Source organism: Bradyrhizobium sp. SZCCHNS1022, assembly GCF_032484835.1.
Lineage (GTDB): Bacteria > Pseudomonadota > Alphaproteobacteria > Rhizobiales > Xanthobacteraceae > Bradyrhizobium.
The window spans coordinates 975,062-998,717 of sequence record NZ_JAUETT010000002.1 but is presented as its reverse complement, the minus strand read 5'-3'; the positions used below and the strand labels follow the sequence as shown (position 1 = coordinate 998,717).

At 63.9% G+C, this 23,656-nt stretch carries 25 protein-coding genes; 12 read left to right on the top strand and 13 right to left on the bottom strand.

From position 1 onward, the window contains the following. Positions 1-261: 261 nt before the first annotated feature. Positions 262-678: a hypothetical protein gene (locus QX071_RS18210; RefSeq protein WP_315704007.1), complete on the top strand. Its 417-nt coding sequence runs from the start codon at positions 262-264 to the stop codon at positions 676-678. Between the two features lie 1,653 nt (positions 679-2,331). Here the strand turns inward: QX071_RS18210 and QX071_RS18205 are convergent. The 5 genes from QX071_RS18205 to QX071_RS18185 all read right to left on the bottom strand — a co-directional run bounded on the left by QX071_RS18205 (position 2,332) and on the right by QX071_RS18185 (position 4,938). Beyond that, positions 2,332-2,634: a hypothetical protein gene (locus tag QX071_RS18205; RefSeq protein WP_315704005.1), complete on the bottom strand. Its 303-nt coding sequence runs from the start codon at positions 2,632-2,634 to the stop codon at positions 2,332-2,334. Positions 2,635-2,712: 78 nt separating this feature from the next. Next, a complete protein-coding gene (locus tag QX071_RS18200) occupies positions 2,713-2,907 on the bottom strand; it encodes a hypothetical protein (protein ID WP_315704004.1) in 195 nt (64 codons plus the stop codon). 93 nt (positions 2,908-3,000) lie between these two features. Continuing rightward, a complete protein-coding gene (locus QX071_RS18195) occupies positions 3,001-3,471 on the bottom strand; it encodes a PaaI family thioesterase (protein WP_316202142.1) in 471 nt (156 codons plus the stop codon). 16 nt (positions 3,472-3,487) lie between these two features. Then, a complete protein-coding gene (locus tag QX071_RS18190; protein ID WP_315704002.1) occupies positions 3,488-4,057 on the bottom strand; it encodes a bifunctional transcriptional activator/DNA repair enzyme AdaA in 570 nt (189 codons plus the stop codon). A 92-nt stretch (positions 4,058-4,149) separates the two neighbouring features. Then, complete coding sequence (locus QX071_RS18185; protein WP_315704001.1) at positions 4,150-4,938, bottom strand: transporter substrate-binding domain-containing protein; 789 nt, start codon at positions 4,936-4,938, stop codon at positions 4,150-4,152. Positions 4,939-5,044: 106 nt separating this feature from the next. On the opposite strand from QX071_RS18185, the gene QX071_RS18180 reads away from it, so the two are divergent. Beyond that, positions 5,045-5,551 carry a DUF1993 domain-containing protein gene (locus QX071_RS18180; protein ID WP_315704000.1) on the top strand — a complete coding sequence of 169 codons (507 nt, stop codon included), beginning with the start codon at positions 5,045-5,047 and terminating at the stop codon, positions 5,549-5,551. A gap of 4 nt (positions 5,552-5,555) precedes the next feature. On the opposite strand, the gene QX071_RS18175 is transcribed toward QX071_RS18180, so the two are convergent. The 6 genes from QX071_RS18175 to QX071_RS18150 all read right to left on the bottom strand — a co-directional run bounded on the left by QX071_RS18175 (position 5,556) and on the right by QX071_RS18150 (position 11,643). Next, positions 5,556-5,969 (bottom strand): hypothetical protein, encoded by a 414-nt coding sequence (locus QX071_RS18175; RefSeq protein ID WP_315703999.1) that lies wholly within the window; start codon positions 5,967-5,969, stop codon positions 5,556-5,558. Between the two features lie 210 nt (positions 5,970-6,179). Continuing rightward, on the bottom strand, positions 6,180-7,181 hold the full coding sequence (locus QX071_RS18170; RefSeq protein WP_315703998.1) for a hydroxyacid dehydrogenase: 1,002 nt from the start codon (positions 7,179-7,181) through the stop codon (positions 6,180-6,182). A gap of 34 nt (positions 7,182-7,215) precedes the next feature. Next, positions 7,216-8,316: a sn-glycerol-3-phosphate ABC transporter ATP-binding protein UgpC gene (locus QX071_RS18165; RefSeq protein ID WP_315703997.1), complete on the bottom strand. Its 1,101-nt coding sequence runs from the start codon at positions 8,314-8,316 to the stop codon at positions 7,216-7,218. A gap of 5 nt (positions 8,317-8,321) precedes the next feature. Further along, positions 8,322-9,233 carry a carbohydrate ABC transporter permease gene (locus QX071_RS18160; protein WP_315703996.1) on the bottom strand — a complete coding sequence of 304 codons (912 nt, stop codon included), beginning with the start codon at positions 9,231-9,233 and terminating at the stop codon, positions 8,322-8,324. Further along, positions 9,233-10,168, bottom strand: a complete 936-nt coding sequence (locus tag QX071_RS18155; RefSeq protein WP_315703995.1) for a sugar ABC transporter permease — start codon at positions 10,166-10,168, stop codon at positions 9,233-9,235. The genes QX071_RS18160 and QX071_RS18155 overlap by 1 nt, the downstream gene beginning before the upstream one ends. Positions 10,169-10,302: 134 nt before the next feature. Then, positions 10,303-11,643 carry an ABC transporter substrate-binding protein gene (locus tag QX071_RS18150; RefSeq protein ID WP_315703994.1) on the bottom strand — a complete coding sequence of 447 codons (1,341 nt, stop codon included), beginning with the start codon at positions 11,641-11,643 and terminating at the stop codon, positions 10,303-10,305. A gap of 429 nt (positions 11,644-12,072) precedes the next feature. Here QX071_RS18150 and QX071_RS18145 point away from each other — a divergent pair, with 429 nt between their 5' ends. Beyond that, a complete protein-coding gene (locus QX071_RS18145; protein WP_410051534.1) occupies positions 12,073-12,819 on the top strand; it encodes a Spy/CpxP family protein refolding chaperone in 747 nt (248 codons plus the stop codon). 153 nt (positions 12,820-12,972) lie between these two features. On the opposite strand, the gene QX071_RS18140 is transcribed toward QX071_RS18145, so the two are convergent. Next, positions 12,973-13,485, bottom strand: coding sequence for a tetratricopeptide repeat protein (locus tag QX071_RS18140; protein ID WP_315703993.1), 513 nt, complete (start codon positions 13,483-13,485; stop codon positions 12,973-12,975). 1 nt (position 13,486) lies between these two features. Then, complete coding sequence (gene gspD / locus QX071_RS18135; protein ID WP_315703992.1) at positions 13,487-15,832, bottom strand: type II secretion system secretin GspD; 2,346 nt, start codon at positions 15,830-15,832, stop codon at positions 13,487-13,489. Between the two features lie 278 nt (positions 15,833-16,110). Here gspD and QX071_RS18130 point away from each other — a divergent pair, with 278 nt between their 5' ends. Genes QX071_RS18130 through gspM form a run of 9 tightly spaced genes read left to right on the top strand, consistent with a single transcriptional unit; the run spans position 16,111 to position 23,655 of the window. Further along, positions 16,111-17,790, top strand: coding sequence for a GspE/PulE family protein (locus tag QX071_RS18130; RefSeq protein WP_315703991.1), 1,680 nt, complete (start codon positions 16,111-16,113; stop codon positions 17,788-17,790). A gap of 8 nt (positions 17,791-17,798) precedes the next feature. After that, entirely contained in the window at positions 17,799-19,007 is a 1,209-nt protein-coding gene (locus QX071_RS18125; RefSeq protein WP_315703990.1) for a type II secretion system F family protein, read from the top strand. An 11-nt stretch (positions 19,008-19,018) separates the two neighbouring features. Continuing rightward, positions 19,019-19,501: a type II secretion system major pseudopilin GspG gene (gspG, locus tag QX071_RS18120; protein ID WP_409997620.1), complete on the top strand. Its 483-nt coding sequence runs from the start codon at positions 19,019-19,021 to the stop codon at positions 19,499-19,501. Positions 19,502-19,506: 5 nt separating this feature from the next. Beyond that, complete coding sequence (locus QX071_RS18115; RefSeq protein ID WP_315703988.1) at positions 19,507-19,971, top strand: prepilin-type N-terminal cleavage/methylation domain-containing protein; 465 nt, start codon at positions 19,507-19,509, stop codon at positions 19,969-19,971. Further along, complete coding sequence (locus tag QX071_RS18110; protein ID WP_315703987.1) at positions 19,952-20,356, top strand: type II secretion system protein J; 405 nt, start codon at positions 19,952-19,954, stop codon at positions 20,354-20,356. Before QX071_RS18115 ends, QX071_RS18110 begins: the two co-directional genes overlap by 20 nt. Beyond that, positions 20,353-21,099 (top strand): type II secretion system protein J, encoded by a 747-nt coding sequence (locus QX071_RS18105; protein WP_315703986.1) that lies wholly within the window; start codon positions 20,353-20,355, stop codon positions 21,097-21,099. The genes QX071_RS18110 and QX071_RS18105 overlap by 4 nt, the downstream gene beginning before the upstream one ends. After that, positions 21,099-22,022, top strand: a complete 924-nt coding sequence (locus QX071_RS18100; protein ID WP_315703985.1) for a type II secretion system protein GspK — start codon at positions 21,099-21,101, stop codon at positions 22,020-22,022. The genes QX071_RS18105 and QX071_RS18100 overlap by 1 nt, the downstream gene beginning before the upstream one ends. A gap of 5 nt (positions 22,023-22,027) precedes the next feature. Beyond that, positions 22,028-23,098, top strand: coding sequence for a PilN domain-containing protein (locus tag QX071_RS18095; protein WP_315703984.1), 1,071 nt, complete (start codon positions 22,028-22,030; stop codon positions 23,096-23,098). Beyond that, the gene (gene gspM / locus QX071_RS18090) at positions 23,095-23,655 is read left to right on the top strand and encodes a type II secretion system protein GspM (RefSeq protein WP_315703983.1); all 561 of its coding nucleotides are present in this window, start codon (positions 23,095-23,097) and stop codon (positions 23,653-23,655) included. The genes QX071_RS18095 and gspM overlap by 4 nt, the downstream gene beginning before the upstream one ends. Position 23,656 lies beyond the last annotated feature (1 nt).

The window sequence follows — 23,656 nt, the reverse complement described above, 5'->3', positions numbered from 1 at the left end:
CGAATGCGGATCGTCGTCTTCTGGCCCGAAACGTAAGTCGCGGAACGGAGGGGTTTATTTCCGAAGCTGGGGGTACACCGGCCGCACCACCAGCCGACTGGCGACAGCCGCCCTTGACCCGTTGCGGACCTTCATCCGGTCTCGGTTCGGCTAACCGCGATGTCGTAGCCAGGGCGTCGCCATCGGTTTTGTCAGCGCAAATCTTGCTCAGACCGTTGGGCGGTATACAATCACCCAATAAGATGGGGGCTCGCATTCGAAATGTTGAATTTTGCGCTGGCGGCGGTGCTTGTTGTTGCGCTCGGTGGGATTTTGTTCGGCGTGAGGTATATGCGGCGCGAGGCATATTTGCCGTATCACGCCGTCGTGGCCGGAAAGCCTTTCGCTGAACTCGATCCCGGAGTTCAGGCAATCATTCTCGGTATGCTAAAGATCATTGGGGGCGGCTTCGCTACCCTTGGTGTCACGTTGCTGTGGCTGTGTTTTGCGCTTCACGAGGGCGAGCGCTGGGCACCGTGGGCGATCCTGACCATCTCGGCTGCCGCGCTCGTCCCCATGTTGTATGTAGCAACCACGTTGCGGACATTTCGACCCGGCGCACCAACTCCTGTGCGGCCGACAATCGTTATGATGATCTTGATTGTAATCGGAGTCGGGCTGTCTCTGCTGGCAGGCTAGTGCCGAAAGCCCGACGATCCGCTTTCAGGATTGCGTGTTACTGGTCACGAATTCGGATTGTGGCCCGAAACGTCGGTCCCGGAACGGAGGGGGTATTTCCGAAGCTGGGGTACACCGGCTACGGCCATCAGCCGCCCTTGACCCGTAGCCCACGTCCGTAACGGGCTGATCACGCCGGTTCGACCGTATGGCAGACACTTCCGGCCTTCCCAGATCAACAGACATCAACAATCCTGCCTGACCAGCCCGGTTCGGGCGAATTCCGGACATGACGAGGCGGTCGGTCCATGTCTTAGATCGGGCCACGAACGGACGTAGTTCATCGGGCCGCGTCGGTTCGGTCCCGAAGGGAAGGTGACCGGCATTGCCAATGCAGCCAGAGATGGTATGAAGTTTTTATGCGCATTCGCCAGGCTGATTTTCCGGGTCGTTTGGCTCAAAGGTTGTATTTTATAAGCTACATCCGTCGGGATTGAGAGCGGTTACGGGAGGCACAATGGCGATGAAGCGTACCATTTTTCTGGCTGTCTGGCTCGCGGTCGTTGCTTCAATGACTGTTGCTCGGGCACAGCGCGGGGACGTTCTAAGACCGGAGGATGGTTTGTCGGTCGACGAACACATCGCTCGAGAGCTGCAAGACCATCGAGGTGTGGTGATCGTTGACGCGATCCTCAGCACACCAAAGATCGGTGGGGGTGTCACGCGTTGTGCCTTTCCTGTAGTCACTCTCGGCCAAACTCTCGACAAGGACGCACCGACGAAAACGATCAGGGCCAGCGTGATCGGAGGAGGAGGAAAGGCGGCGTTTGGCGGGATTACCTCACTTCCTCCAGGCGAGTACCTTTTGCTGAGCATAAAGTGCGACAATACAAATGAAGGGTATGGTGGCCCTCATGCCAAATTCCAGGTTCGCGCTGGGGAGATCGTCGACGTCGGCGCGCTTCGGCTTGATCACGAAGGTGGCGGGCTGTTTTCGAACGCCGGAAAGATGCACCGGTCTGTTGAGGACATAGGTCCCGAGGTCGTGGCTTTTCTGAAGGCGCGTGCGCCCCGGGCCATGACCCACGTGGTTAGGCGTCCCATGACTATGTTGGGTCCGCCTGATTCCGGGACCCATACTACCGTTCGGCGGTGTAGTATCTTAGGATGCCTTTGATGAGGCTATCCGCAGACCGGGTTTCGGCCTTGAGTACGAGGTGTTCCAGGTCGCGTGAGTCAGAGCGTGAGACTGTGAGATAGTCGTTCGCCGTTGCTCGCCTACCTCCGTGTACCGTCGTTTCTCGCGCCTCACTGTCCATCGGCGTGTCTGGCCATCTTCCAAGACAATTCGTAGCCGAGGCATTCGGAGTGTTACCAATCACCTCGATGATATGTGCAAAGCACCCGCGAAACAGAATTCCGTATTCGAATCGCGGCGAGATTTTCTCAACAGCGAGCTGGTTTGCCACGAAGAAGACCACTCGGCGAAGATTGTGCGTGCTGGGAGGGTGAATGTCCGCTGTGGGTCTTGGTTGTAGAAACCGGCTTTTCACACAGCCAGGGTCACAACCGGCCTTCCCGACCGTTCTACGGCCTACTTCCGGTCGAACCCAAGAACGGACATCCCAGGCGCCGACCGGAAGGTCCGAGATGGGCCAGAATCTGAAGATTGGATCAGCTTTCGGTCTTTGGACGCCCGACCAATTTGATGCCGCCGAGATTGTCGGCCGACGCGAGTCCGCTAAACGGGTTAGTCTCCTTGCGAAACTGGTTTCCCGCTTCTGTCCATTGTCCGAAGCGAGTATTGATGTTTTCCATCAAACCAAAACTCGCGAGCGCTTCTATTGCATGCTCGCCAGCGGACATAGAGCGGCTGTCCACTTCGTCACCGTACTTGTCCAAATACTGTTCGACCATCGCGACGAGCGCGATCAAAAGCACCCGTTCACGTTCGGTCCAAACCTCAGATTTGCTCATCGCGTGCTGACCTCGCCCAGTCTCGCCATAAACGATTTCATCGCACACGCCATCAAGGATTTCCGCTAAGACGATTGACTATTGTAGAAGTTGAAGAACGAGCATCGGCGACGCGGCGAGGACGACGCCGACCACCAGTCCAACAAAGCCAAGCGCCGTAGCGCCAATCGGACCGTGGCTTTGCCATCCGTAGGCCGCCCCTACAGCCAAGCTCAAAACGATCATCGAGGCCGCCCAGACGACCTTGGCTGCGATCGTGAGAGTTCTTGTCATGAGGACTTCCGTTGGATTGCTGCAGACTTGACCCTAGCACTGCCTGCGAGCCATGTCTGCTTCGGGTAAAAGCGGACCTGCGACGACGCTCCATCACGCATCGAAGATCAGGCAGGTGGTCGTGCCATGTGCGAGCAGGCGGCCGCTGACATCGATGATCCGGCCCTCGGCGGTGCCGACGCGGCGCCCGCAATTGAGGACCGCGCCTTCGGCGCGGATCAGTCCGGTGGCTGGCGTGATCGGGCGGAGCAGGGAGATCTTGAACTCGAGCGTCGTTTGGCTCAAGCCCTTGTCGAGCATCGACCAGATCGCAAGGCCCATGCAGCTATCCAGCAACGTTGCAGCGAGTCCGCCGTGGACAGTGCCGGCGGGATTGAGGTGAGCATCGGTTGGCATGGCGGTCACGACAACGCGCCCTTTCGATGCCTCGGCGACGTCGTAGCCAAGCGTGCGTGCGATGGTGTTGAGCGGCAGCGTTCCGTCCGCGAGCCCCTGGACGAACTGGAGGCCGCTCATCTCTTTTCGCCTGCTGTCTTCGACAGTCCCGTAGGTCTTGCCCGACATATCCTGTCCTTTGCTGTTAGTGCGTCGTTCGCCTGCTTGCGCGTAGTCTCGATGGCGGACGACCGTAGAGACTGACGAAAGTCGCGCTCATGCGGCGCGGGCTGGAAAAGCCAGCGCGGCTTGCGATCTGCGCGAGCGGGAGCGTCGTGCCGTCGAGCAACCGCTTGGCGCGTTGGACGCGGAGCGACTGCGCAATCTGGGTCGGCGACGCGTCGAGATGCGCCGCGAACAGCCGCGTCAGATGGCGGGCGCTGATGCCGAGCTGGTCCGCCAGCGCATCGAGGCCGTCATGATCGAGCGCGCCGGCTTCGATCAGCGTCAGCGCGCGATCCACTGTGCTCTGCGTTCCCTTCCAGGCCGGGCAGAACGGTGCGGTCTCGGGGCGGCAGCGCAGGCAGGGCCGATAGCCGGCCTGTTCGGCGGCCGCGGCGCTTCGGTAGAAGCGGACATTCCGCGCCAGCGGCGTCCGCGCCGGACAGACGGGCCGGCAGTAGACGCCGGTGGTCTTGACGGCGACGAAGACGACGCCGTCGATCACCGGGTCACGGCGGCAAAAGGCTTCGTAGAGGGCGGCAAGATCGTGCATGGCTCGCGATGTAGCGCGATGGCCTTGATGGTGCGAGCGGGAGCTGATGACGAGGTCCGAAAACGACCGATGGCGTTTCCGGACCTTCGCTCCTATTCGAACCAGGTCGCATAGATCTTCTTGAAGCTGCCATTCTCCATCGAAATGTGCAGCCATTGATCGACGAAGTCCTTCAGCGGCACGTCGCGCTGCAGCCAGTAGGCTTTCTCGGCGAAGTCGAACGGCTTGTCGGGATGCATGGCGCAGAGCACCCCGGGATGGAGCTTCTGCTGGTAGCGGGTCTCGGAGGCGTCGGTGATCATCAGGTCCGCATCGCCCTTGGCGATCTCGTCGAAGATGGTGACGTTGTCGTTGTAGACCTTGACCTCGGCCGCCTTGATGTTGGCGCGGGCGAAGCGCTCGTTGGTGCCGCCGGGATTGACGATCACGCGGGTGCCCGGCTTGTCGATATCGGCGAGCGTCTGGTATTTGCCGGTATCAGCGCAGCGCGCGATCGGGGTCTTGCCTTCGCGCATGATGGGCGTCGAGAACAAGCCCTTCTTTTGCCGGTCGAGCGTGATGGAGACGCCACCCATGGCGATGTCGAACTTGTCGGCCTCGAAATCCTTCATCATCTGCGGCCACGCCGTCGGCACGAACTCGACCTTGACGCCCAGCGCCTTGCCCAGGGCATCGGCCATGTCGACATCGAAGCCGGTGAACTGGCCTGTCGTCTTGTCGAGATAGGTGAAAGGCCTGTAATCGCCGGTCATGCCGACCCGCAACGTGCCGCGCTGGATGATCTCGTCGAGCCGCGAGGCGGGCTCGGCGCTTGCGGAGACGCTGAGAAGGCAGGCGGCAGCCGCGACCAAGACGGAAATTGAAGCCTTCAGACCTTTCATCCCCTATAACCTTCCTTTGTTGGTGATGGCTGTTCGTGATTGGCGCCCTGTGTACACGAGGCGCAGTTCTTCGGCGAGTGGGAGAGCGACCTCTGTGAGCATCTCGATGGTTGAGGCATCGGTCGACGTCTTTGTCCCGTATCTGACCAATCTCTCCGGCCTGCTCGATCGCGCGGCGGCCTATGCCGATGCGCAGCACATCGACGCTGCCGCGCTGCTCGCGATGCGCCTTGCGCCCGACATGTTCAATCTGACGCGCCAGGTCTGTGAGGCCAACCGCCACGCCACCATCGCCTGCGCATTGCTGGCGGGGCAGGCGGCGCCCGCGACGGAGGAAACAGATGCCGACATCCCGGAATTGAAGGCGCGGATCGGCCGCGCCGTCGCCTTCGTGCGGAGCCTGCCGGTGGGGGCAATTCAGGCCAGCGCCGATCGGGAGGTCGTGTTCGCCTTCCGCAGCGGCGCCACACGCGCGTTCACGGGGCGATCGCTGCTGCTGACCTTCAGCCTGCCGCAGTTCTTCTTCCACGTGACGACGGCCTACGACATCCTGCGCCACGCCGGCGTGCCGCTTGCCAAGCCGGACTTTCTCGGTCCGCCGCGATCGGTGTAGGGCGTTACTTCTCGCCGACGCCGGTTGGCAGGAACGGGACGGTCGGGCCCCGGCCGGTCATCTCGCTCTTCAGGGCCTCGAACCGCGCATGTGCTTCGGCCGCGCGGTCGTCGGCGAATTTGATCGCTGCCCCGGCGCTCATCGGGCCATTGCTGACCGTCGCCGAACCGGTGCCGACGGTCTCGTCGACATAATGGCCATCGTCGCCTCGGCGTACGGTCCATTTGAAACGGATGGCGGCCATCGGTCCCGGGCCGGTCTTGCTGTAGCCGTCGGCGGCCGCGATCTGGTCGCTATCGAGTTCGGCGGCCGTCTCCACAACATCGGGAGACGCGGCTTTGCCCGCGTCCGGCAACAATTCCGGCCTGTGCAGAATGCTCGCGATGGTCGCCAGCGCATGATCGGTCGCAACACTCATCAGCAGCACCCCCTTACTGACGCGCGCAAATGCGGGCTGCCTATGCCGATGGTTGTAGCCGGTTTTCGGGGTCTCCCGCAATATGACGATTGGATGGCGAAGCTGAATGGGCCGGATGTCACGCCGGGCCGGCCCAGAGCTGCCGACACAGTTTGGGAAATGGCCGCAAATCCTTGGACTCCTTGTCCGAATCCGGTGCGGCCAAGATCGTCAGAGCACGTCCTTGTTGATGACGTTCTCGGCGATCGGCGCGCCGTCGAGCACGCTCAGGATGTTGCGGGCGGTCTGCTCGCTCATCCGATCCACCGCCTCGCGGGTGACGCCGGCGACATGCGGGGCCATGATCACGTTGGGAAGGCTATGCAGCGCATGGCCGACCGGTGGCGGCTCCTGCTCGAACACGTCGAGGCCGGCGCCCGCGATCTTTTCCGTGACCAGCGCGTCGTACAGCGCCGCCTCGTCGATCAGGCCGCCGCGCGCGGTGTTGATCAGATAGGCGGTCGGCTTCATCAGCCGCAGGCGTGCCGCGTTGAACATGCCGACGGTCTCCGGCGTCTTCGGGCAGTGGATGCTGACGAAATCGGCGCGCGGCAGGGCGGCATCGAGATCGGCGACCGGCTCGCAACCGGCCGCCGTGATCTCCGCGGCAGGCTTGTAGGGATCGTAGACCAGCACCTGCATCTCCATCGCGAGGCACCGCTTGGCGGTGCGGGTGCCGATGCGGCCGAAGCCGATGATCAGCACGGTCTTGCCGTAGAGATCGAACGGCAGCACGCCGAGCCGCGAGGCCCAGGTGCCGTCCTTGACCATCGCGTGCATCTCGTTGGCGCGCTTCGCCAGCGTCAGCATCATGAACAGCGCCTGCTCGGCGACGGAAGGGGAGTTCGCCGTGCCCGCCACCATCAGCGGCACCTTGCGCCGGCTCAAGGCGGGAACATCGACCGCGTCGTAGCCGACGCCGATGCGGGTCACGACTTCGATGCCGCCGGAGGAGTCGAGTTCGGGTTCGCCGAACCGGGTCGCGCCGAGCGCGACGCCGTGCACCGGCGCATGCGTCTGCAACAGCGCATTGAAGTCGGCGGCCGAGATCATGTTGGAGAACTCGACCATCTCGACGTCGTCGCGCGCCGCGAGCAGCGCGCGGCCTTTGGCTGAGAAGGATTCGGTGACGAGGACTTTCTTCTTGTTGCTTGCAGCCGTGTTCGTTGTCATTTCCTGCCCTTGAAGCACGTTCTTGTCGGCCTCGTCAGATGACGAGGCCTGTGGCTTCATTTAGCAGGTGCATATTATTGAGGTCCATCGCCATTCTGAGCGGGGCACCATCGCGCGCGGCGGCGTTCGGACTGACGCGCCCGCAGACCTGGGTGGCATCGAGCGTGAAGTAGACCAGCGTCTCCATGCCCATCGGCTCGGTCACGTCCAGCATGGCTTCGAACGGCTCCACGCCGGGCTCGGCATGCGGCCTCGCCTCGGTGATGTGCTCGGGGCGGATGCCGAGCAGCAGCGGCTCATTCCGCGACACGGACTGATAGCGCGCGGCCCGCGCCGGCGGCAGCGGAAACGCCAGGCGATCGGTCAGCCTCACGTGCAGCCGTCCGCTGGCCTCTTCCAGCCGGCAGGGCAGGAAGTTCATCGCGGGCGAGCCGATGAAGCCGGCGACGAAGCGGGTGGCGGGGTGATGATAGAGCTCGTTCGGGGTTCCGATCTGCTCGATCCGTCCCTTGTTCATGACCACGACGCGATCGGCCAAGGTCATCGCCTCGACCTGGTCGTGGGTGACATAGACGGTGGTGGTGCGCACCTTCTGGTGAACCTTCTTGATCTCGATCCGCATCTGCACCCGCAGCTTGGCATCGAGATTGGAGAGCGGCTCGTCGAACAGGAACACTTTCGGATTGCGCACGATGGCGCGGCCCATCGCCACCCGCTGGCGCTGGCCGCCGGAGAGCTGCTTCGGCTTGCGATCGATCAGGTCGGTGATGTCGAGCATGCGCGCGGCTTCCGTGACCCGGCTCTTGATCTCGGCCTTGGGATAATGCTTCAGCCGCAGCCCGAACGACATGTTCTCGGCGACCGTCATGTGCGGGTAGAGCGCATAGTTCTGGAACACCATCGCGATGTCGCGGTCTTTCGGCGGCACGTCGTTGACGACGTCGCCGCCGATCATGATGTCGCCGTCGGAAATATCCTCAAGACCGGCGATCATCCGCAACGTGGTCGACTTGCCGCAGCCGGAGGGACCGACCAGCACGACGAATTCGTGGTCGGCGATGTCGAGATCGATGCCTCGGACAGCCTCGACATCGTCGTAACGCTTTATCACCTTCCGCAAGCTGACTTCCGCCATCGCGCTCAACCTTTCGTCGCGCCGGCGGTCAGGCCGGCAATGTAGTAGTCCATCAGGAATGCGTAGATGATCAGCGGCGGCGCGGCGCCAAGCAGCGCGCCGGTCATGATCTGCCCCCAGTTGAAGACGTCGCCCTTGATCAGGGTGGTGACGATGCCGACGGGCAGCACCAATTGGTTCTCCGAGGTCGTGAACACCATGGGATAGAGGAACTGCGCCCAGGAGACCGTAAAGGCGAAGATGGTCGCGGCGATCAGGCCGGGCAGCGCGACCGGAATGAAGATCCGCGTCAAGGTCTGCAGCCAGGAGGCGCCGTCGATGATCGCGGCCTCGTCGAGCTCCTTCGGGATCGAGGCGAAATAGCCGATCATGATCCAGGTGCAGAACGGCACGGTCAGGGTCGGATAGACCAGCACCAGCACGTACCAGCGGTTGATCAGCGGGATGCCGGTCAGCTCGCTGAAATGGGAGAACATCTTGAACAGCGGCAGGAACAGCAGCGAGTCCGGGATCAGATAGGTGAGAAACACGCCGGTCGCGAGCGTCGCCGAGCCCCAGAACTTCATGCGCGACAGCGCGAACGCCGCCGGGATGCTGATCAGCATCGTGATGATCACCACCAGGACGGAGACCAGTGCGGAATTGAGGAAGAAGCGCAGGAACCGGCTCGAGCCAAGCAGTTCGGCATAGTTCGACAAGGTGGGATGGAACACCCACCACGGATTGGTCGCCGCCGAGATCTCGGCGCTGCCCTTCAGCGATGTGATCAGCATGTAGAATGGCGGCGTCAGCGAGACGATCGTGAACAGGATCAGGAAGAAATAGGACCAGCGCAGTGCCCATGCGCGGTCGCGGCTGATGCTGCCGCGGCTGACCGTGCGGCTCGGGCCGGCCTTGTCGACGGTGAGCGTGCTCATCAGGCTTCGTTCCCTCGTTTGGAGACATCGCGCAGGATGAAGATCGCGGCGATCGCCAGGATCGGGAACATGAACAGCGACACGCTGGCACCGAGCGGAATGTCGCCGCTTTCGATGCCGAGCTTGAAGGCCCAGGTCGCGAACAGATGGGTGCGGTCGAGCGGCCCGCCCGAGGTCAGGATCCGGACGATGTCGAAATTGGCAAAGGTCACGATCAGCGAGAACAGCGTCGTGATCGCGATGATGTTGCGCATCATCGGCAGGGTCACGTACCAGATGCGCTGCCACCAGTTGCAGCCGTCGATCGCCGCCGCCTCGTATAGCTGCTCCGGGACCGACTTCAACGCCGCCAGGTACATGATCATGAAGAACGGCGCACCGTACCAGACATTGACGAGGATGACGGAGAACCGCGCCCACAGCGCGTCGGCGAGCCAGGGAATCGGGCCGATGTCGAAGAACGAGAGCGTGTAGTTGAACGCGCTGTAGGAGGGGTCGAACAGCCACAGCCAGGCCAGCGTGCTCATGGCGGGCGGGATCACCCACGGCACCAGCAGCATGCCGCGCCATTTGCGCTGGCCCTTGGCCGGGATGTAGTGCACGAAATGGGCGACGATGAATCCGATCAGCGCCTTGAAGACGACAGCCGTGATCGCGAAGATACAGGACTGCTTGACTACCATCCAGAACGTGTCGCGCTTGAACAGGAAGGTGAAGTTGCCGACGCCGACGAACTTCGTCATCGCCTTGTTCAGGGTCGCCAGATGCAGCGAGTAGAACGCGGGATAGACCACGAGCACCGCGATCAGGGCGATCAACGGCAGCGTCATCAGGAACGCGACGGTGGATTTGCGCTTCAGCGCCTTGTGCAGCGTCGTACGTTTTGCCGGCGACGAGCGGGCGATCCGGTTCTGTTGAAAGGCGACATCGGCCATGAAGCAGTCATCCTTGCAGGATTGCTCGCCGCCACGCCGATTGGTGCGACGTGATGCGGCTGATCGGGGGCAAACAGGTCAGGGCGGAGCGGCCGGCTGATGGCGCGGCCGCCCCTTCCGCAAACGGAATCCGGCTAGCTGCGCAGGAATCCTTCACACTCGCCCTCGGCCCAGGCGAGCGTATCCTCCATCTTCTCGCCTTGCGCGTAGCGCAGGCACATCTTGGTCTGCGTGGCCTGGAAGTAGATCTGCTGCGCGATCTTGGGCGGCGCCGGCGAGGCCGCGATCGACAGCGTCTGGTGATGGTAGGGGTTCGGATAGTGATAGAGCGTGCCCTTCGGCGGCTCGGCCTCCGCCCAGATCTTCAGCGTGGTCAGCTTCTCGAAGGCCGGCAGGTCGTAGCCGCCGCTGGCATTGACCATCTTCTCGATCGAGGCCGGCTTGGACAGATGCACCAGCAGGCTCTTGGCTGCCTCCTTGTTCTTGGAGAAGTTCCAGATCGACCAGAAGTAGGGCAGGAACGGCGCGTAGCGGCCCTTCGGTCCGATCGGGAAGCCGTGGGTCCAGAGCTGCTCGGCGACCTGCGGCGCGTCGCGCTTGGCCACCGCCCAGGCGCTCGGCGGGTTCATGATCATCGCGCCCTTGCCGGCGACCAGCCATTTGTTGTTGGAGGCGTCGTCCCAGGCCGCGACATCCGGCGGCAGGAACGCGATCAGCCGCTTATAGAAGTCGAGCGCCTGCCGTACCGCATCGGTCTTGACCGTGATGTCACCTTTGGCATTGACGAGATCGGCGCCGAACGCCTGGAAGAATGCGCCAGCTGAATCGACGCTGTCGGTCGTTTCGCCGAGCCCGATGCCGAACGGATAGCCGCCCTTGTGGCAGGCTTCGGCCGCCTTGAGGAACGCGTCGAGCGTCCAATTATCAGCCTTGGGCGGCGAGCCTGCCGGATACATCTCCTGCACGTCGATCCCGGCATATTTCTTCATCAAATCGATGCGGGAGCAGGGGCCCTTGATCTGGCTGCCGACGCAGGCCGGCACGCCCATCCACTTGCCATCGAGCATGCCGAGATATTTGACCGTGCCATTGACATCGCCGTTCTCCTTGATGATCGGCTCCATGATGTCGTTGACCGGCTCCATGAGGTCCGAGTTGGAGTGACACCACCAAGTCGGCATCTGGAAGATGTCATGGCCGGACTTGGCCTGCGCCTCGGCGGCGATGGTCACGAGGTTCTTGTTGCCTTGGCTCGTGATGTAGTCGATCTGGACTTCGACCTTCTCCTTCTCGCCCCATTCCTTGACGAGATCAGTCGATGCCTGGTTGGCTCCGGGCACCCAGTGGTCCCAGAAGCCGATCGAGACCTTCCCGGCGGCATGGGCACTGCGGACGTAAGGCGCGGCAAAGAGCGCGGTGGTGGTAGCAGCGGTAGCGGCAACAAATTGTCGGCGAGTAAGCTTCCTCCGTAACATGGCGTTCCCTCCCTGGTAGGCCAATCGGATTCTGTTTGAGCAAATCCCGTTGTTTTGAATTGCGGCCTCATGGGCCTGTTCGAGAGTTTGCTGATCGCAATCAGAGCAGAATTGCCGGCGGCTGTCGAGAAACCAGGTGACGCGAAATGTTGAACTGATGGCTTGCGCCGAAAGTCGGAGACGGTAGCTGAAGCTGCATTGCAGCGAAGCATCTTTCGCGCTGCACATCTGCAGAGACGATCGAGCGAGGTTTGCCGGAACTACCAGGATGTCTGTCCTACTCTTCTGAAGCGTGGCAATGCAGCGCGTTGCGAAAGATGGACTTGGGCGTTGCGAGACCGGTAAGATTCGAATCGGAAATCGGGATCGCCTATCCAATGATCTCGCGTCGGCCGACTTGCTCAGCTAACCCGCCACGGAGACCCGCCCATGACTTTCCCTATGCCGACGATGCGCAAGCGATGGCGGCTGTGCATTGCAATAGGGATCGGGCTGCTGACGAGCGGAACACTCAGCCTGCCGCGGCAGGTTGACGCGCAGGGGCTGTTCAAGGGAGTCGAGCAGGGCGCCCGCGAGGGTAACAAGGCTGCCGGTCCGGTCGGCGGTGTGCTGGGCGGCGCGATTGGCGGCGTGGTCGGTGTGGTCACCGGCGTGACCGGAACCTTCACCGACACCAACAGCCGGTCTGGCACCAACAACCAGAATGCCCAGCCTGCGCCGGCCCCCAACGAAGCGCAGAAGGCGAAACCGGCAAAGCCGGGCAAGGCCAGCAAGATGGCCAAGGCGCCGGCCATGCTGACCCAGCAAGGCGTACCGCAGCTCACCGCCGAGCAGATCGTCGCCAACAGCGACGCCAATATCGAGCGCATCAAGAAGGAACTGAGCCTCACCCCGGAGCAGGAGAAGCACTGGGGAGCGTTCGCGAGCGCGATGCACTATCTCGGCCACAATGGAGCCGAGCGCCTGAACCTGCGCATCGCCCGCGCCAAGCGCGATCCGCCCGACGACATCATCGAGCAGATGCGCAATGAGGCGCAGTTCCTGGTCGATCGCGCCGCCGACCAGCGCAGCGTCGCCGATTCCGCCGACCCGCTCTATATGAGCCTCGACGATAAGCAGAAGCAGATCTTCATCGACGAGATGGTTCGCCTCAGCCACGAGCGCGGCCTGGACTAGGCCGGCGGGTAGGCCACGGGCAGGACGGATGAGCGCCATACGGCGAGCTGAAGTCGCGTGGCATAGGCGTTCACCGGTCTCTACCCGCGGCCCGGGCGCCCCGCGTGCGCACAGAGTGCGGGCGCCTGGCGCCACGGAAATGGGATCGGCCTCTTACGGCAGGCCCGGCGCCCACATCAGGGCAAGCTGCTGGCCCTCGGCGATCTGAGCGGGCGACATCTTGAACGCCACCGCATTGCGCAGGCGCAGGTAATAGTCGCGGTCGCGCCGCGAAGCCCGGGCGGCGCCGAGATTGAGCCACTTGTAGGCCAGCACGAAATCCTGCGGAACGCCATGACCCTTGTCGTACATCAGCCCGAGCATGACTTGGCCGAAGGGATTGCCGCAAACCGCAGCCTTCATGTAGAGGTCGACCGCTGCCACATAGGCCTGCGGCGCGCCGTAGCCGTTCTCATACATGAAGCCGAGAAAGGATTGTGCCTTGGCATTGCCGCGCAGCGCGAGCGGGGTCAGGATCCGCACGGTCGTCAGATAGTCGCCGCGAGCGTAGGCCGAGGTCGCCCGCGCCACGCCGTCTGCGCGCGCCGGCTGGATCGAACCAAGGCTGCAGGCGACGAGCAGGCCGAGCACGAGTTGCGAACAGCAGAGCTTGATCCGGTCGGCCATGTCAATGAACCGTGTGCATGGTGAGGTCGTCGGTACTCGCTCCCACGCTGCCGCGCAGCTTCGACCGCAGTTCCTCGGCCACATGGTGGGCATCGGTTCCGTTGCGGATGATCTGCGGCCGGATGAAGATGATCAGCTCGGTGCGCGTGCCCTTCTTGTCCTGATATCCGAAAGCGTCGCCGAAATGCGGGATCTCATCCAAAATCGGAATGCCGTTGCGGCTGCCATTCTGCTGCTCGCTGATCAGACCGGCAAGCAGCACGGTCTGTCCGGACACGACCGAGACCGAGCTCTTGACCCGCCGCTCCGAAACGGTCGGCGTCAGGCTCGTGGCAGTCTGCGGCGAGACGTTGCTGATCTCCTGCTCGACCTCGAGCCGGACATTGCCATTGGCGTTGATCCGCGGCGACACCCGGAGGATGATGCCCGTATTGCGATAATCGATGGTGTTGACGACCGTGTTGCTCGAACTCAGCACCGTGGCGCTGCCGGTCGAGACCGGGACCACGTCGCCGACCTGCAAGGTCGCAGCCTGATTGTTGATGACGACGAGCGAGGGGTTCGACAACACCTTCACGCTGGTGACCGCGTGCAGCGCATCGAGAATTGCCTTCGGGTTCGAATCCGATCCAATCAAAAAGTTGAATCCGGGGAAGGCGCGATTGATCAGCGCGTTCGTCACGGTGGACGTCACGCCGTTGACCGTCGACGTTGTCGATGTCGGCGCGGAGGTGGACTGCGTGTTCAGAAGCGAGCTGTATTTGCTGGTGATGTAGAACTGGACACCATAGCTGAGCTCGTTGGTCAGCGTCACCTCGGCAATCGTCGCTTCGATCGCGACCTGCAGCGGCGCCTGGTCGACCTGGCGCAGCGTCCCCTCGATGATCTTGTAGTTGGCCTGGTCGGCATAGATCAGGAGCGTATTGTTGACGACGTCGGGCGTGATGCGCACGCCCTGCAGGAGCGCCTGCCCGTTGCCGCCGGAGCCGCTGCGGCTGCTGTCGAGCGCGTCGGGCCCACTGCTTCCGCTGCTCTTGCCGGTCGTGCCGGCCGACTGCGACTGGCCGAAACCGGACATGCCGCTGCTCGAGGAGGTGCCGGACTGCCGGGAGCCGAAGCCGTTCGACTGCGAGTTCGACGAGGAATTCGAGTTCAGCGACAACCGGTCCGCCACACTCGATGAGGTCGTCGATCCCGATCCTGGTGCGAGCTGATTGTCGGCGCTGTCGAGCGAGGACGAGGACGAGCCGCCGATGAACATGTCGTTGAGCACGCGCGCGATCTGCTTCGCCTCGCCGTACTTGACCTGATAGACGTGGACGCTGTTCCGGGCCGCGTCCTCGCGGTCGAGGCGCTTGATCCAGGTCGCCGCAGTCTGCAGCAGCGCCGGCTTGCGGCTGACCACCATGATCGCATTCATCCGGGCCACAGCCTGGAACTTGAGCACGCCCTGGCTCAATCCGGATTCTCCGGAGTCCATGATCTTCTCGAGTTCGGCGATGAGAGGCTCGGGTGCGCTGTTGCTGAGCGGATAGATCCCGACCGACTGGCCGCGCATCCAATCCACGTCAAAGCTCATGACCGTCTCCACCGCATTGCGCCGCTCGGCGCCGGTGCCCTGAATCAGCAGCAGGTTGCGGGTGGAATCGGCGCGTACGCTCCCGGGTTTGGTGGCGAACGAATCCATCAGCTTGAGGATGGTCGGCGCCGACACATATTGTAAGGGCACCACCGAGACGCCGTAACCGGGCTCAGGATTGGCCGCCTCCGCATCGACCCGGCCGGCGCCAACGGCGTCGCCGAGCGGCGTCAATCGATAACCGGTCGCATCGTGAATCAGGACCACGCCGCTCAGCCGCAGCGCATTCTCCAGCACGAAGACGATATCGGATTTCGGCACGGGCCGGACCGAGACCAGGCTGACCGTGCCCTGGACCCGGGGGTCAATCGTATAGCCGGTGCCCAGGATGTCGCCGAGCACCACCTTGGCAACGGTGCCGACCGGCGTGTTTTCGAAGTTCAGATCATAGCCGCCGCCGCTCGCGACCGGGCGGGGCCGCGCGTCGGGAACGTCGTTGATCTCGGTCCCTTCGTAGACTGCAGCGCGGCTATTGCGCGGGGTGGCCGCCTGCGACCCGCCCGGGCCGTCCGCCTGACGCGGCATGATATCGAGCGATCGCACCTTGTCGAGCGGATCGATATCGCCCGGAGCGACAGTGCCGACAGTTGCAGAATTGCACGCGGACAACAGGGTCAGGATGCCCCATGCTGCCGCGATCGCGACAACTCTCGGACGCAAATCGCCTTTAGCCGTCTGAGACCGGCGCTTATAGCCAACACGCACCATACTTTCGCCGATCAACTCCAAAGAAAAGCACCGTCACGGATCGCGTGAGGCGTTCCCTGGCGTGTTGCCTGCCTAGCGCGCCAATATGACAGAACGATTAGAGCGCGGCCCGTTGTCGCGAATGAGTGGTGACTGTGGCATTCCGGCCCGGTGGACGGAGCCGATCCGTTTCGTACGGGTGTCATATTCGAGATCGATAAGCAGGGCTCCGGCGATCCGCGGCCTGACAGGCACGCCCCGCCGCATCCGCTCACCACGCAGTGCGACTGGAAAGACGCATGACCGGTCATCAGTCATTGCCGTTTGTCGAGCATCTTCGCCAGATGCGGCACCTCAAGGCGGCAGCCGCCACAGAAGAAGCCGGCGGGGGCGGAAGTCCGGCGATAAAATTGTGGGAGCTGACGGACCTGTCGCCGAACGAGTTCGCGGACGAAGCCGCACGGTTTTATGGGCTCGATCGTGTTGCGTTACAGGACCTGTTGACCGCCGAGCCGCTGGTGGCTCCGTTCTCGCAGCGCTTCCTGCGCGAGACCCTGCTGTTTCCATACCGGGCAGAGGGTGGAGGCGTGATTCTCGCCGTCGCCGACCCGACCGACCAGGCCGCACGCCGTGCCGCCGAGATCGTGCTGGGAGGCGATTTTGCGCTCCAGGTTGCCTCCTTCGAGGACCTGTCGATCGTGCTGGACCGGCGGCTTGCCGAGGACGGCAATGACGGAGGGCAGGGCGAGGCTGAGGGACTGCCGCAGCTTCGCGAAGACGACATCGAGAGCCTGCGGGACCTCGCCAGCGGCGCGCCGGTGGTCCGCGCCGTCAACGATCTCCTGGAGAAAGCCGTCGAACTCCGGGCCAGCGACATCCATATCGAGCCGTTTCAGAGCGGCCTCGTCGTGCGCCTGCGGATCGACGGCCTGCTTCGCCCGGTGCCGGCGCCGGCCGGCGTGCTGCCACAGGCCGTGATCTCGCGCATCAAGATCGTCGCCAGCCTCAATATCGCCGAGCGGCGATTGCCGCAGGACGGTGCGGCCCGGTTGCGCGTCGGCCGCACCGACATCGATATCCGCGTCGCCATCATGCCGGCGCAACACGGCGAATCCGCCGTCATCCGCATCCTGCCCAAGGATCGTGGGCTGCTGGTCATGGACAAGCTCGGCTTTTCAGCGACCGACGAGGTCAAGCTGCGTCGGTTGCTCAAGCTGCCGCACGGCATGATCGTCATCACCGGACCGACCGGCAGCGGCAAGACCACGACCCTCGCCACGATTCTCTCCATCCTCAACGAGCCGACCCGTAAGATTCTCACCATCGAGGATCCGGTCGAATATGAGATCCCCGGCGTCAACCAGTCCCAGGTCAAGCCCGCGATCGGGCTGACCTTTGCGACGGCGCTGCGCTCGTTCGTCCGCCAGGATCCGGATGTGATCATGGTCGGTGAGGTGCGCGACGCCGAGACAGCCCATGTGGCCGTGCACGCCGCGCTGACCGGTCACTTGGTCCTGACCACGTTGCACACGGAAACCGCGGCGGCGGCCTTGCCGCGCCTGCTCGATCTCGGCATCGAAGCCTATCTGTTGCGATCGACCTTGCGTGCGGTGATCGCACAGCGCTTGGTGCGGCAGCTCTGCGAGCGCTGCAAGACGGCGCGGCCGTTGACGGACGCGGATTTTACCGAGGACCCGCGGCTTGCGGCGCTCGGCCTGCGCGCCGGCGAGATCACCCATCATCCCGTGGGATGCGAACGCTGCAGCGGCTCCGGCTATCGCGGACGGCTCGGCGTGTTCGAAGTGCTCGAGGTCGACAACGAGCTGCGCAGCCTGATCGGGGAGAAAACCGACGGTCATAAGATCGACCAGGCGGCCATTCGGGCGGGCATGACGACGATGCTCGACGACGGTCTTGCCAAATGCCGCGCCGGATTGACCTCACCCGCCGAAATCCTTCGGGTCACGACAGCGCGCTGAGGTGAACCGTGCCCAATTTCCGCTATCGCGCGCTGACGCAAAACGGCGAGATCGTCCACGGCACGCTGCAGGCCCCGAGCGCGCGCGAGGTCGCCGCGCGGATCGAATATCTGCGGCTGTTGCCGATCGAGACCATCGAGGACAAGAAGCCGTCGTCTTCCGTCGGCTTCGGTCCGTTCAATCGGCCGAGCGCCGCCGAAGTCACGACGTTCACCCGCGATCTGGCCTTGCTGCTTCGCGCCGGTGCGCGGCTCGACGATGCCCTTGAGCTGCTTGCCGGAGATGCCGATGTCGGTCGGCTCCGTCCCGTGGTCGCCAAGCTGCGGGTCGCGCTGTTGAGCGGCGAAAGTCTTGCCGACGCCGTTGCTGCGCATCCGGAGCTGTTCCCGGCGATGTATGTGGCTTTGGTTCGTGTCGGCGAGGTCTCCGGCACGCTCGATCAGGTGCTGGAGGCGCTTGGGGCCGAGCGCGCGCGGGCCGAGCAGACGCGCCGCAAGCTGACCGATGCCATGCAGTATCCCGTCTTCGTGCTGATCGCAGCCGTCTGCGTGATGCTGTTCTTCATCCTGGTCGTGCTGCCGCAATTCTCCTCCGTGCTGCAAGATTTCGGCGGCAAGTCCGACACTGCGCTTGGCTTCTTCATCGACCTGTCGGATGCGATGCACGCCAACGCCGTCGCGCTCTCGCTCGGGGCTGCGGCGGTCATTGCCGGCGTCTGGTGGCTGTTGCGCAGGCCTGCCACCCGCGCGGCCATCATCAGCACCGCCGCCCGCGTTCCGGGCATTGCGGGCATCTTTCAGTTCTACCGGACCAGCCTGTTCTGCCGGAATCTCGGCGTGCTGCTCGCGAGCGGCGTCAGCCTGACGGCAACGCTGCGCATCCTGATCGACATCATGGCGGTGACCGGCAACGTCGCGACCTGGTCGGCAGCGGCCGAGCGGGTGAGACATGGCGGCAAGCTGTCCGATGCGCTTTCGGCCGCCAGCAGCCTGCCGCCGATGGCGGTGCGGATGCTGCGGCTCGGCGAGGAAACCGGCCAGCTGCCCGCGCTCGCCGCACGCGTCGCCGAATTCTACGAGGCCAAGCTCCAGCGCAGCCTCGATCGGATCGTGGGCATCATCGGCCCGCTCGCGATCGTCACGATCAGCACCGTGGTGGGCGGGCTGATCGTCTCGGTCATGACCGCGCTCTTGTCGGTTACCCAACTCGTGGGATGAAGGGGAAGACAATGTCGAAACAGAATTCTGCCATGTCGCCGAGGCGATACGGCGCCAACGCGCAGAGCTCGGAAGCCGGCTTCACGCTGGTGGAGATGCTGGTCGTGATCACGATCATCGGCCTCATCATGGGCCTGATCGGTCCGCGCGTGCTCAATTATCTCAGCGAGTCCAAGGTCAAGGCGGCGAAGATCCAGATGCAGAGCTTCGCCAGCGCGCTGGACCTCTACAATCTCGATACCGGCCGCTATCCGTCCTCCGCCGAAGGCCTTGCCGCCCTGGTGCGGCCTACCGGCGGCGGCGCCTGGAACGGGCCTTATCTGAAGGGCGCCAGCGTCCCCAACGACCCTTGGAATCATGCTTACATTTATCGTGTGCCCGGCGAACACGGCGCTTACGACATCGTATCGCTCGGCTCCGACGGCCAGGAGGGCGGCAGCGGCGCGGCCGCCGACATTTCGCTCGATCGTCTCAGCGCTTCGGCTACGAATTGAAACTGATGACCAAGAAGGATCAGCACGGCTTCACACTGCTGGAGATGGTGTGCGTGCTCGCGCTCATCGCTCTGGTCACGGCCGTGCTGTTGCCTTTCGTGCCGCGTCAGACATCGCGCGCAAGGCTGCAGGCCTACGCACTCGAGGCGGCGACGCTTCTGAAGATGGACCGCAGCGCCGCGATCCGGCGCCAGCGCGACGTATCGACCCTGGTCGATCCGCATGCGCGGGCCATCCGCTCCGGTGCCAGCCGCGAGGCGTTGCGCATTCCCGACGACGTTCGCTTCGACGCCACCCTCCCGCAGACCTGTCGCAATCGCGCGGCATTCGCCACCATCAGTTTCTTCGCCGACGGCATGTCGTGCGGCGGGGCGATCGCACTCAGCCGGCTCGATACGACCTACGAGATCCGCGTCAATTGGTTGACCGGCAGGGTAGAGGTTTCATCCCGTGTCCCGCTCGCCAACTGACCGGCCCGATGCCGGCTTCACGATCATCGAGGTGCTGATCGCACTTGCGGTCGTCGCCGTGTCGATCGTTGCGATCGGGCAGGTGATGTCGACCAATGCCCGCGGGGTTCGCTCGTTGGAGAACCACGTCGCCTTGGTTCAGTCGGCGCAAACCGTGCTGGCGATGCAGATCCCGCAACGAAGCGCGCTGGCGCCGGGACAGCTGAGCGGTCGCAACGACGAGACGCGCTGGCAGATCGACATCGGTCCGGTCGGCGACGACTGGATCTCGGACAAGGACGATGTGAACTGGATTCCTGAACTGGTCAAAGTGCGTGTGCGCGGGCCGGCCGGCGGCATGATCACGCTGGAGACGGTTCGTCTGATGCCGAAGCCGAAGCAATGACGACGACAGCTGAGCATCGCGACGCGCACGCAGACGAGCGGGGATTCAGCCTGATCGAGGCGCTGGTCGCGCTTGCGCTGATCGGGCTCGTGTTGTCGGCGCTGGCCAAAGTCACCGCGCAATGGCTGCCGAACTGGAACCATGGCGTCGACCGCGTCCAGCGCAGCGAGCTGATCGGCATTGCCATGCAGCGCATCGCGGCTGATCTTGCCGCAGCGGAATTCGTCTCTCCCGGACGCGACCTGCGCAAGCCGCTGTTCGACGGCTCGGCGCTGTCGGTCACCTTCGTGCGCACGGCCATCGGGCCGAATGTAGGCCCGGGCCTCGACATCGTCCGGATCGCAGAAACAGTGGATCAGGGACGGCTGGTGATGGTCCGCTCGCGCGCGGCGTTTGCGCCGCTCCCGCAGGGCGTCTCGCTGTCGGAGGCGATCCGCACCCGCGATCCTGTCGTGCTGCTGACGCCGCCGTTCCGCTTGTCGTTCGCCTATGCGGGCGTGGATCGGGTCTTCCGCGACAACTGGCATGAGAGCGACCGGCTGCCGGCGGCGATCAGGCTGACGGTTCGCGATGCCGGCAGCGAGCGCATTCTTGCGGTCTCCACCGTCACGCCGGTTCATGTCGAGGCGGCTGCCTCCGGCGGTTCGTCCGAGGAGGGCGGCAAGACCGATACCGATGGCAATAAGAAAGCCACCGACGACAACAGGCCGGCCGGCGCTGGCGCGAAGCAGGGAGGCTCGTGATGGCGCGCCGGACCTGCAGCGCAGCTTGCGACCGTCGCGGCGCCGAGCGCGGATTCGTGCTCGTTGCCGTGCTGTGGATTCTGGCGGCGCTTGCCGCACTCGCGATGATCTTCTCGGCCTTTCTGGCCAACTCGGCGCGCGCCATCGCCGTCAACGACAATGCGCTGCAGACCGAAGCTCTGGTGTCTGCCGCCGTCGAATTGACCGCCTATAAGCTGACTTCGTCCGGCGAGAACCCGCCGGCGCACGGCAGTTTCCATGCCGCGTTGAACGGTGCCGAGATGTCGGTGACCTTTACCTCCGAGACCGCCCGCATCGACCTCAACAACGCGCCGAAAGAATTACTCGCTGGCCTGATGAGCGTGCTCGGCGCCAGCCCCGAAAATGCAAGAGAGTATGCCGACCGTATCGCCGGATGGCGGAAGCGTGCCGCGCCCGGCAGTGCCGCCAGCGGTGAAGATGCGCTCTATCGTGCCGCCGGTCGCTCCTACGGCCCGCGCCAGGCACCGTTCGCCCACATCAACGAGCTCAGCCTCGTGCTGGGGCTGCCGCCGGCACTGGTGGCGCGCGCGCTTCCCTTCGTGACCGTGTTCAGCGGCTCCCCCGGAGTTGACGCGATCAATGCGAGACCCGAGGTGATCGCGGCCTTGCCGGGCATGACGCCGCTGATCCTGAAGCAGTTTCTTGCCGATCGCGACGGGCTGGACAACGATCCCCAAGCCATCGCGCGGGCGCTCGGCGAGGCCAAGGCCAGCGCGACCCAAGACAAATGCGAGGCCTATCGCATCCTGGTCCGGCTCCGGCTCAGGAACGGTTGGCAGACCGCTTCCGAAGTCGTGATCGGTTTGAAGAGTGCGGCTAATCCGTACCGCGTGCTGGCGTGGCGCGATGGAATCGGTGGTGCCGGCGGAATGGAGTTGTGAGTGCGATGCTGGTGGAATTGAAGGAGCTGCTTGCAACCTGGATCGCAGCCGTGGCCGTGGCGATCCAGGCGGCCATGGGCCGGCTCACATCGCGGCGCAGGGTCGTGCTGCGGGAAGAGGATGGCGGCCACTTCACGGCGCGATCCGGCTCGGCAGGCCAGGACGCAGGCCTGGCGCCGGTGTCCTTCCGCCTGATGCATGGACGGCCCGAGCCGGCGCTGCCGCCGCAATGGCGCGCGGCGTTCCGCAGCAGCACCGTCGAGGTCGAGATGCGGCCGGATCAGGTCCTGTTCCGTGAGGTCGACTTCCCCAAACAGGCGGCCGAGTTTCTCGACGGCATGGTTCGGACCCAGATCGACCGGCTGACCCCCTGGACGGCCGGCGAGGCCGTCTATGGCCTGACGGCGCCGCAGCCAGGTCCCAACGATCGTATCGTATTGATGCTGGCCGCGACCGCGCGGGCGAGAATTCAGCCGTTGGTCGAACTGGCGACCGGACTTGGCGCAGCGTCGATCTCGGCAGTGGTCGCCGTTCCGCAGGACCAGGTCGCCGGCGAAACCATTCGGCTGTTCAATGCAAGGCTGGTGCAAGCCGGCCGCTTCGCCGTGAGCATTCCGAGTCTGCTGCGCGGGCTGCTGCTGGGCGGCGGCGTGGCGGCCGCCGCAAGCTTTGCGTTGTCAGCCTATCTCGGCGCGCGATTAGATACGCAGCTCCAGGAGCTGCAACAGCAGCTCACCCAGCGGCGCGCGGCGCTCCGCCTCAGTCAGGGCGCAAGCTCCGCGGAGCAGTTGCTCGCGCAGCGCAAGCGGAGCACAGCCTCGAGCGTGATGGTGCTTGAAGCGCTGTCGCGCGTGCTGCCCGACAGCACCTATACGACGGAGCTGCGGATCGAGGGCGACAAGATGCAGGTGGTCGGATTGACCCAGGATGCGCCATCCTTGATCCGCTTGCTGGAACAGTCACCGCAATTCACTCGTGCCACGTTCTTTGCCCCGACCACGCGCGCGCCCGAAGACCCGGGCGAGCGGTTTCACATCGAGGCGCACGTCACGCCGTATTTCGGGTCAGGCTCATGAACCAGAACGCAACCCTGGCCAAAGTCCTCGCGCGGCCTGTGCCCGCCGCGATCACCTATCTCGGCGTGATGCTGGCCTTCCTGGTCGTGATCGCGAGCTCCGCGACCGATGTGCTGGGCCGCCGCGCCAACGTTGCTGCGACGGCTGCGATGCTCGAGCAGCTCGATGGTCACAAACCCGCATTGGCGCGTAGAACCGGCGCCGAGGGCACCGCGCCGTCCGGCTCGCCGTTCCTGGAAGGCGCCACCGTCACTGTCGCCGGCGCCGCGCTACTGCAGCGCGTGACCGGCGCGATCACCAAGCTCGGCGGCAACGTGCAGTCGTCGCAGATCGACCTGCAGGGAACGCAATCCAAAACCGGATTCATCACGATGATCGCGAGCTGCGACATCGACCAGGTAGGGCTGCAGCGGCTGCTCTATGACATCGAAGCGGGCATGCCGTTCCTGTTTGTCGATCAGCTGGTGGTGCAGGCACCAACGAACGTGGCCGAGGCGGGAGACAGCAAATTGCGGATACTCCTCACTGTCTCCGGACAATGGCAAGGCGCGAAATGAC

What these genes read in the sequence shown, in the direction of transcription:
- QX071_RS18210 (WP_315704007.1), top strand. Translation starts at nt 262, where the DNA reads ATGTTGAATTTTGCGCTGGCGGCGGTGCTTGTTGTTGCGCTCGGTGGG.
- QX071_RS18205 (WP_315704005.1), bottom strand. Translation starts at nt 2,634, where the DNA reads ATGAGCAAATCTGAGGTTTGGACCGAACGTGAACGGGTGCTTTTGATC.
- QX071_RS18200 (WP_315704004.1), bottom strand. Translation starts at nt 2,907, where the DNA reads ATGACAAGAACTCTCACGATCGCAGCCAAGGTCGTCTGGGCGGCCTCG.
- QX071_RS18195 (WP_316202142.1), bottom strand. Translation starts at nt 3,471, where the DNA reads ATGTCGGGCAAGACCTACGGGACTGTCGAAGACAGCAGGCGAAAAGAG.
- QX071_RS18190 (WP_315704002.1), bottom strand. Translation starts at nt 4,057, where the DNA reads ATGCACGATCTTGCCGCCCTCTACGAAGCCTTTTGCCGCCGTGACCCG.
- QX071_RS18185 (WP_315704001.1), bottom strand. Translation starts at nt 4,938, where the DNA reads ATGAAAGGTCTGAAGGCTTCAATTTCCGTCTTGGTCGCGGCTGCCGCC.
- QX071_RS18180 (WP_315704000.1), top strand. Translation starts at nt 5,045, where the DNA reads ATGGTTGAGGCATCGGTCGACGTCTTTGTCCCGTATCTGACCAATCTC.
- QX071_RS18175 (WP_315703999.1), bottom strand. Translation starts at nt 5,969, where the DNA reads ATGAGTGTTGCGACCGATCATGCGCTGGCGACCATCGCGAGCATTCTG.
- QX071_RS18170 (WP_315703998.1), bottom strand. Translation starts at nt 7,181, where the DNA reads ATGACAACGAACACGGCTGCAAGCAACAAGAAGAAAGTCCTCGTCACC.
- QX071_RS18165 (WP_315703997.1), bottom strand. Translation starts at nt 8,316, where the DNA reads ATGGCGGAAGTCAGCTTGCGGAAGGTGATAAAGCGTTACGACGATGTC.
- QX071_RS18160 (WP_315703996.1), bottom strand. Translation starts at nt 9,233, where the DNA reads ATGAGCACGCTCACCGTCGACAAGGCCGGCCCGAGCCGCACGGTCAGC.
- QX071_RS18155 (WP_315703995.1), bottom strand. Translation starts at nt 10,168, where the DNA reads ATGGCCGATGTCGCCTTTCAACAGAACCGGATCGCCCGCTCGTCGCCG.
- QX071_RS18150 (WP_315703994.1), bottom strand. Translation starts at nt 11,643, where the DNA reads ATGTTACGGAGGAAGCTTACTCGCCGACAATTTGTTGCCGCTACCGCT.
- QX071_RS18145 (WP_410051534.1), top strand. Translation starts at nt 12,073, where the DNA reads ATGACTTTCCCTATGCCGACGATGCGCAAGCGATGGCGGCTGTGCATT.
- QX071_RS18140 (WP_315703993.1), bottom strand. Translation starts at nt 13,485, where the DNA reads ATGGCCGACCGGATCAAGCTCTGCTGTTCGCAACTCGTGCTCGGCCTG.
- gspD (WP_315703992.1), bottom strand. Translation starts at nt 15,832, where the DNA reads ATGGTGCGTGTTGGCTATAAGCGCCGGTCTCAGACGGCTAAAGGCGAT.
- QX071_RS18130 (WP_315703991.1), top strand. Translation starts at nt 16,111, where the DNA reads ATGACCGGTCATCAGTCATTGCCGTTTGTCGAGCATCTTCGCCAGATG.
- gspG (WP_409997620.1), top strand. Translation starts at nt 19,019, where the DNA reads ATGTCGAAACAGAATTCTGCCATGTCGCCGAGGCGATACGGCGCCAAC.
- QX071_RS18115 (WP_315703988.1), top strand. Translation starts at nt 19,507, where the DNA reads ATGACCAAGAAGGATCAGCACGGCTTCACACTGCTGGAGATGGTGTGC.
- QX071_RS18105 (WP_315703986.1), top strand. Translation starts at nt 20,353, where the DNA reads ATGACGACGACAGCTGAGCATCGCGACGCGCACGCAGACGAGCGGGGA.
- QX071_RS18100 (WP_315703985.1), top strand. Translation starts at nt 21,099, where the DNA reads ATGGCGCGCCGGACCTGCAGCGCAGCTTGCGACCGTCGCGGCGCCGAG.
- QX071_RS18095 (WP_315703984.1), top strand. Translation starts at nt 22,028, where the DNA reads ATGCTGGTGGAATTGAAGGAGCTGCTTGCAACCTGGATCGCAGCCGTG.
- gspM (WP_315703983.1), top strand. Translation starts at nt 23,095, where the DNA reads ATGAACCAGAACGCAACCCTGGCCAAAGTCCTCGCGCGGCCTGTGCCC.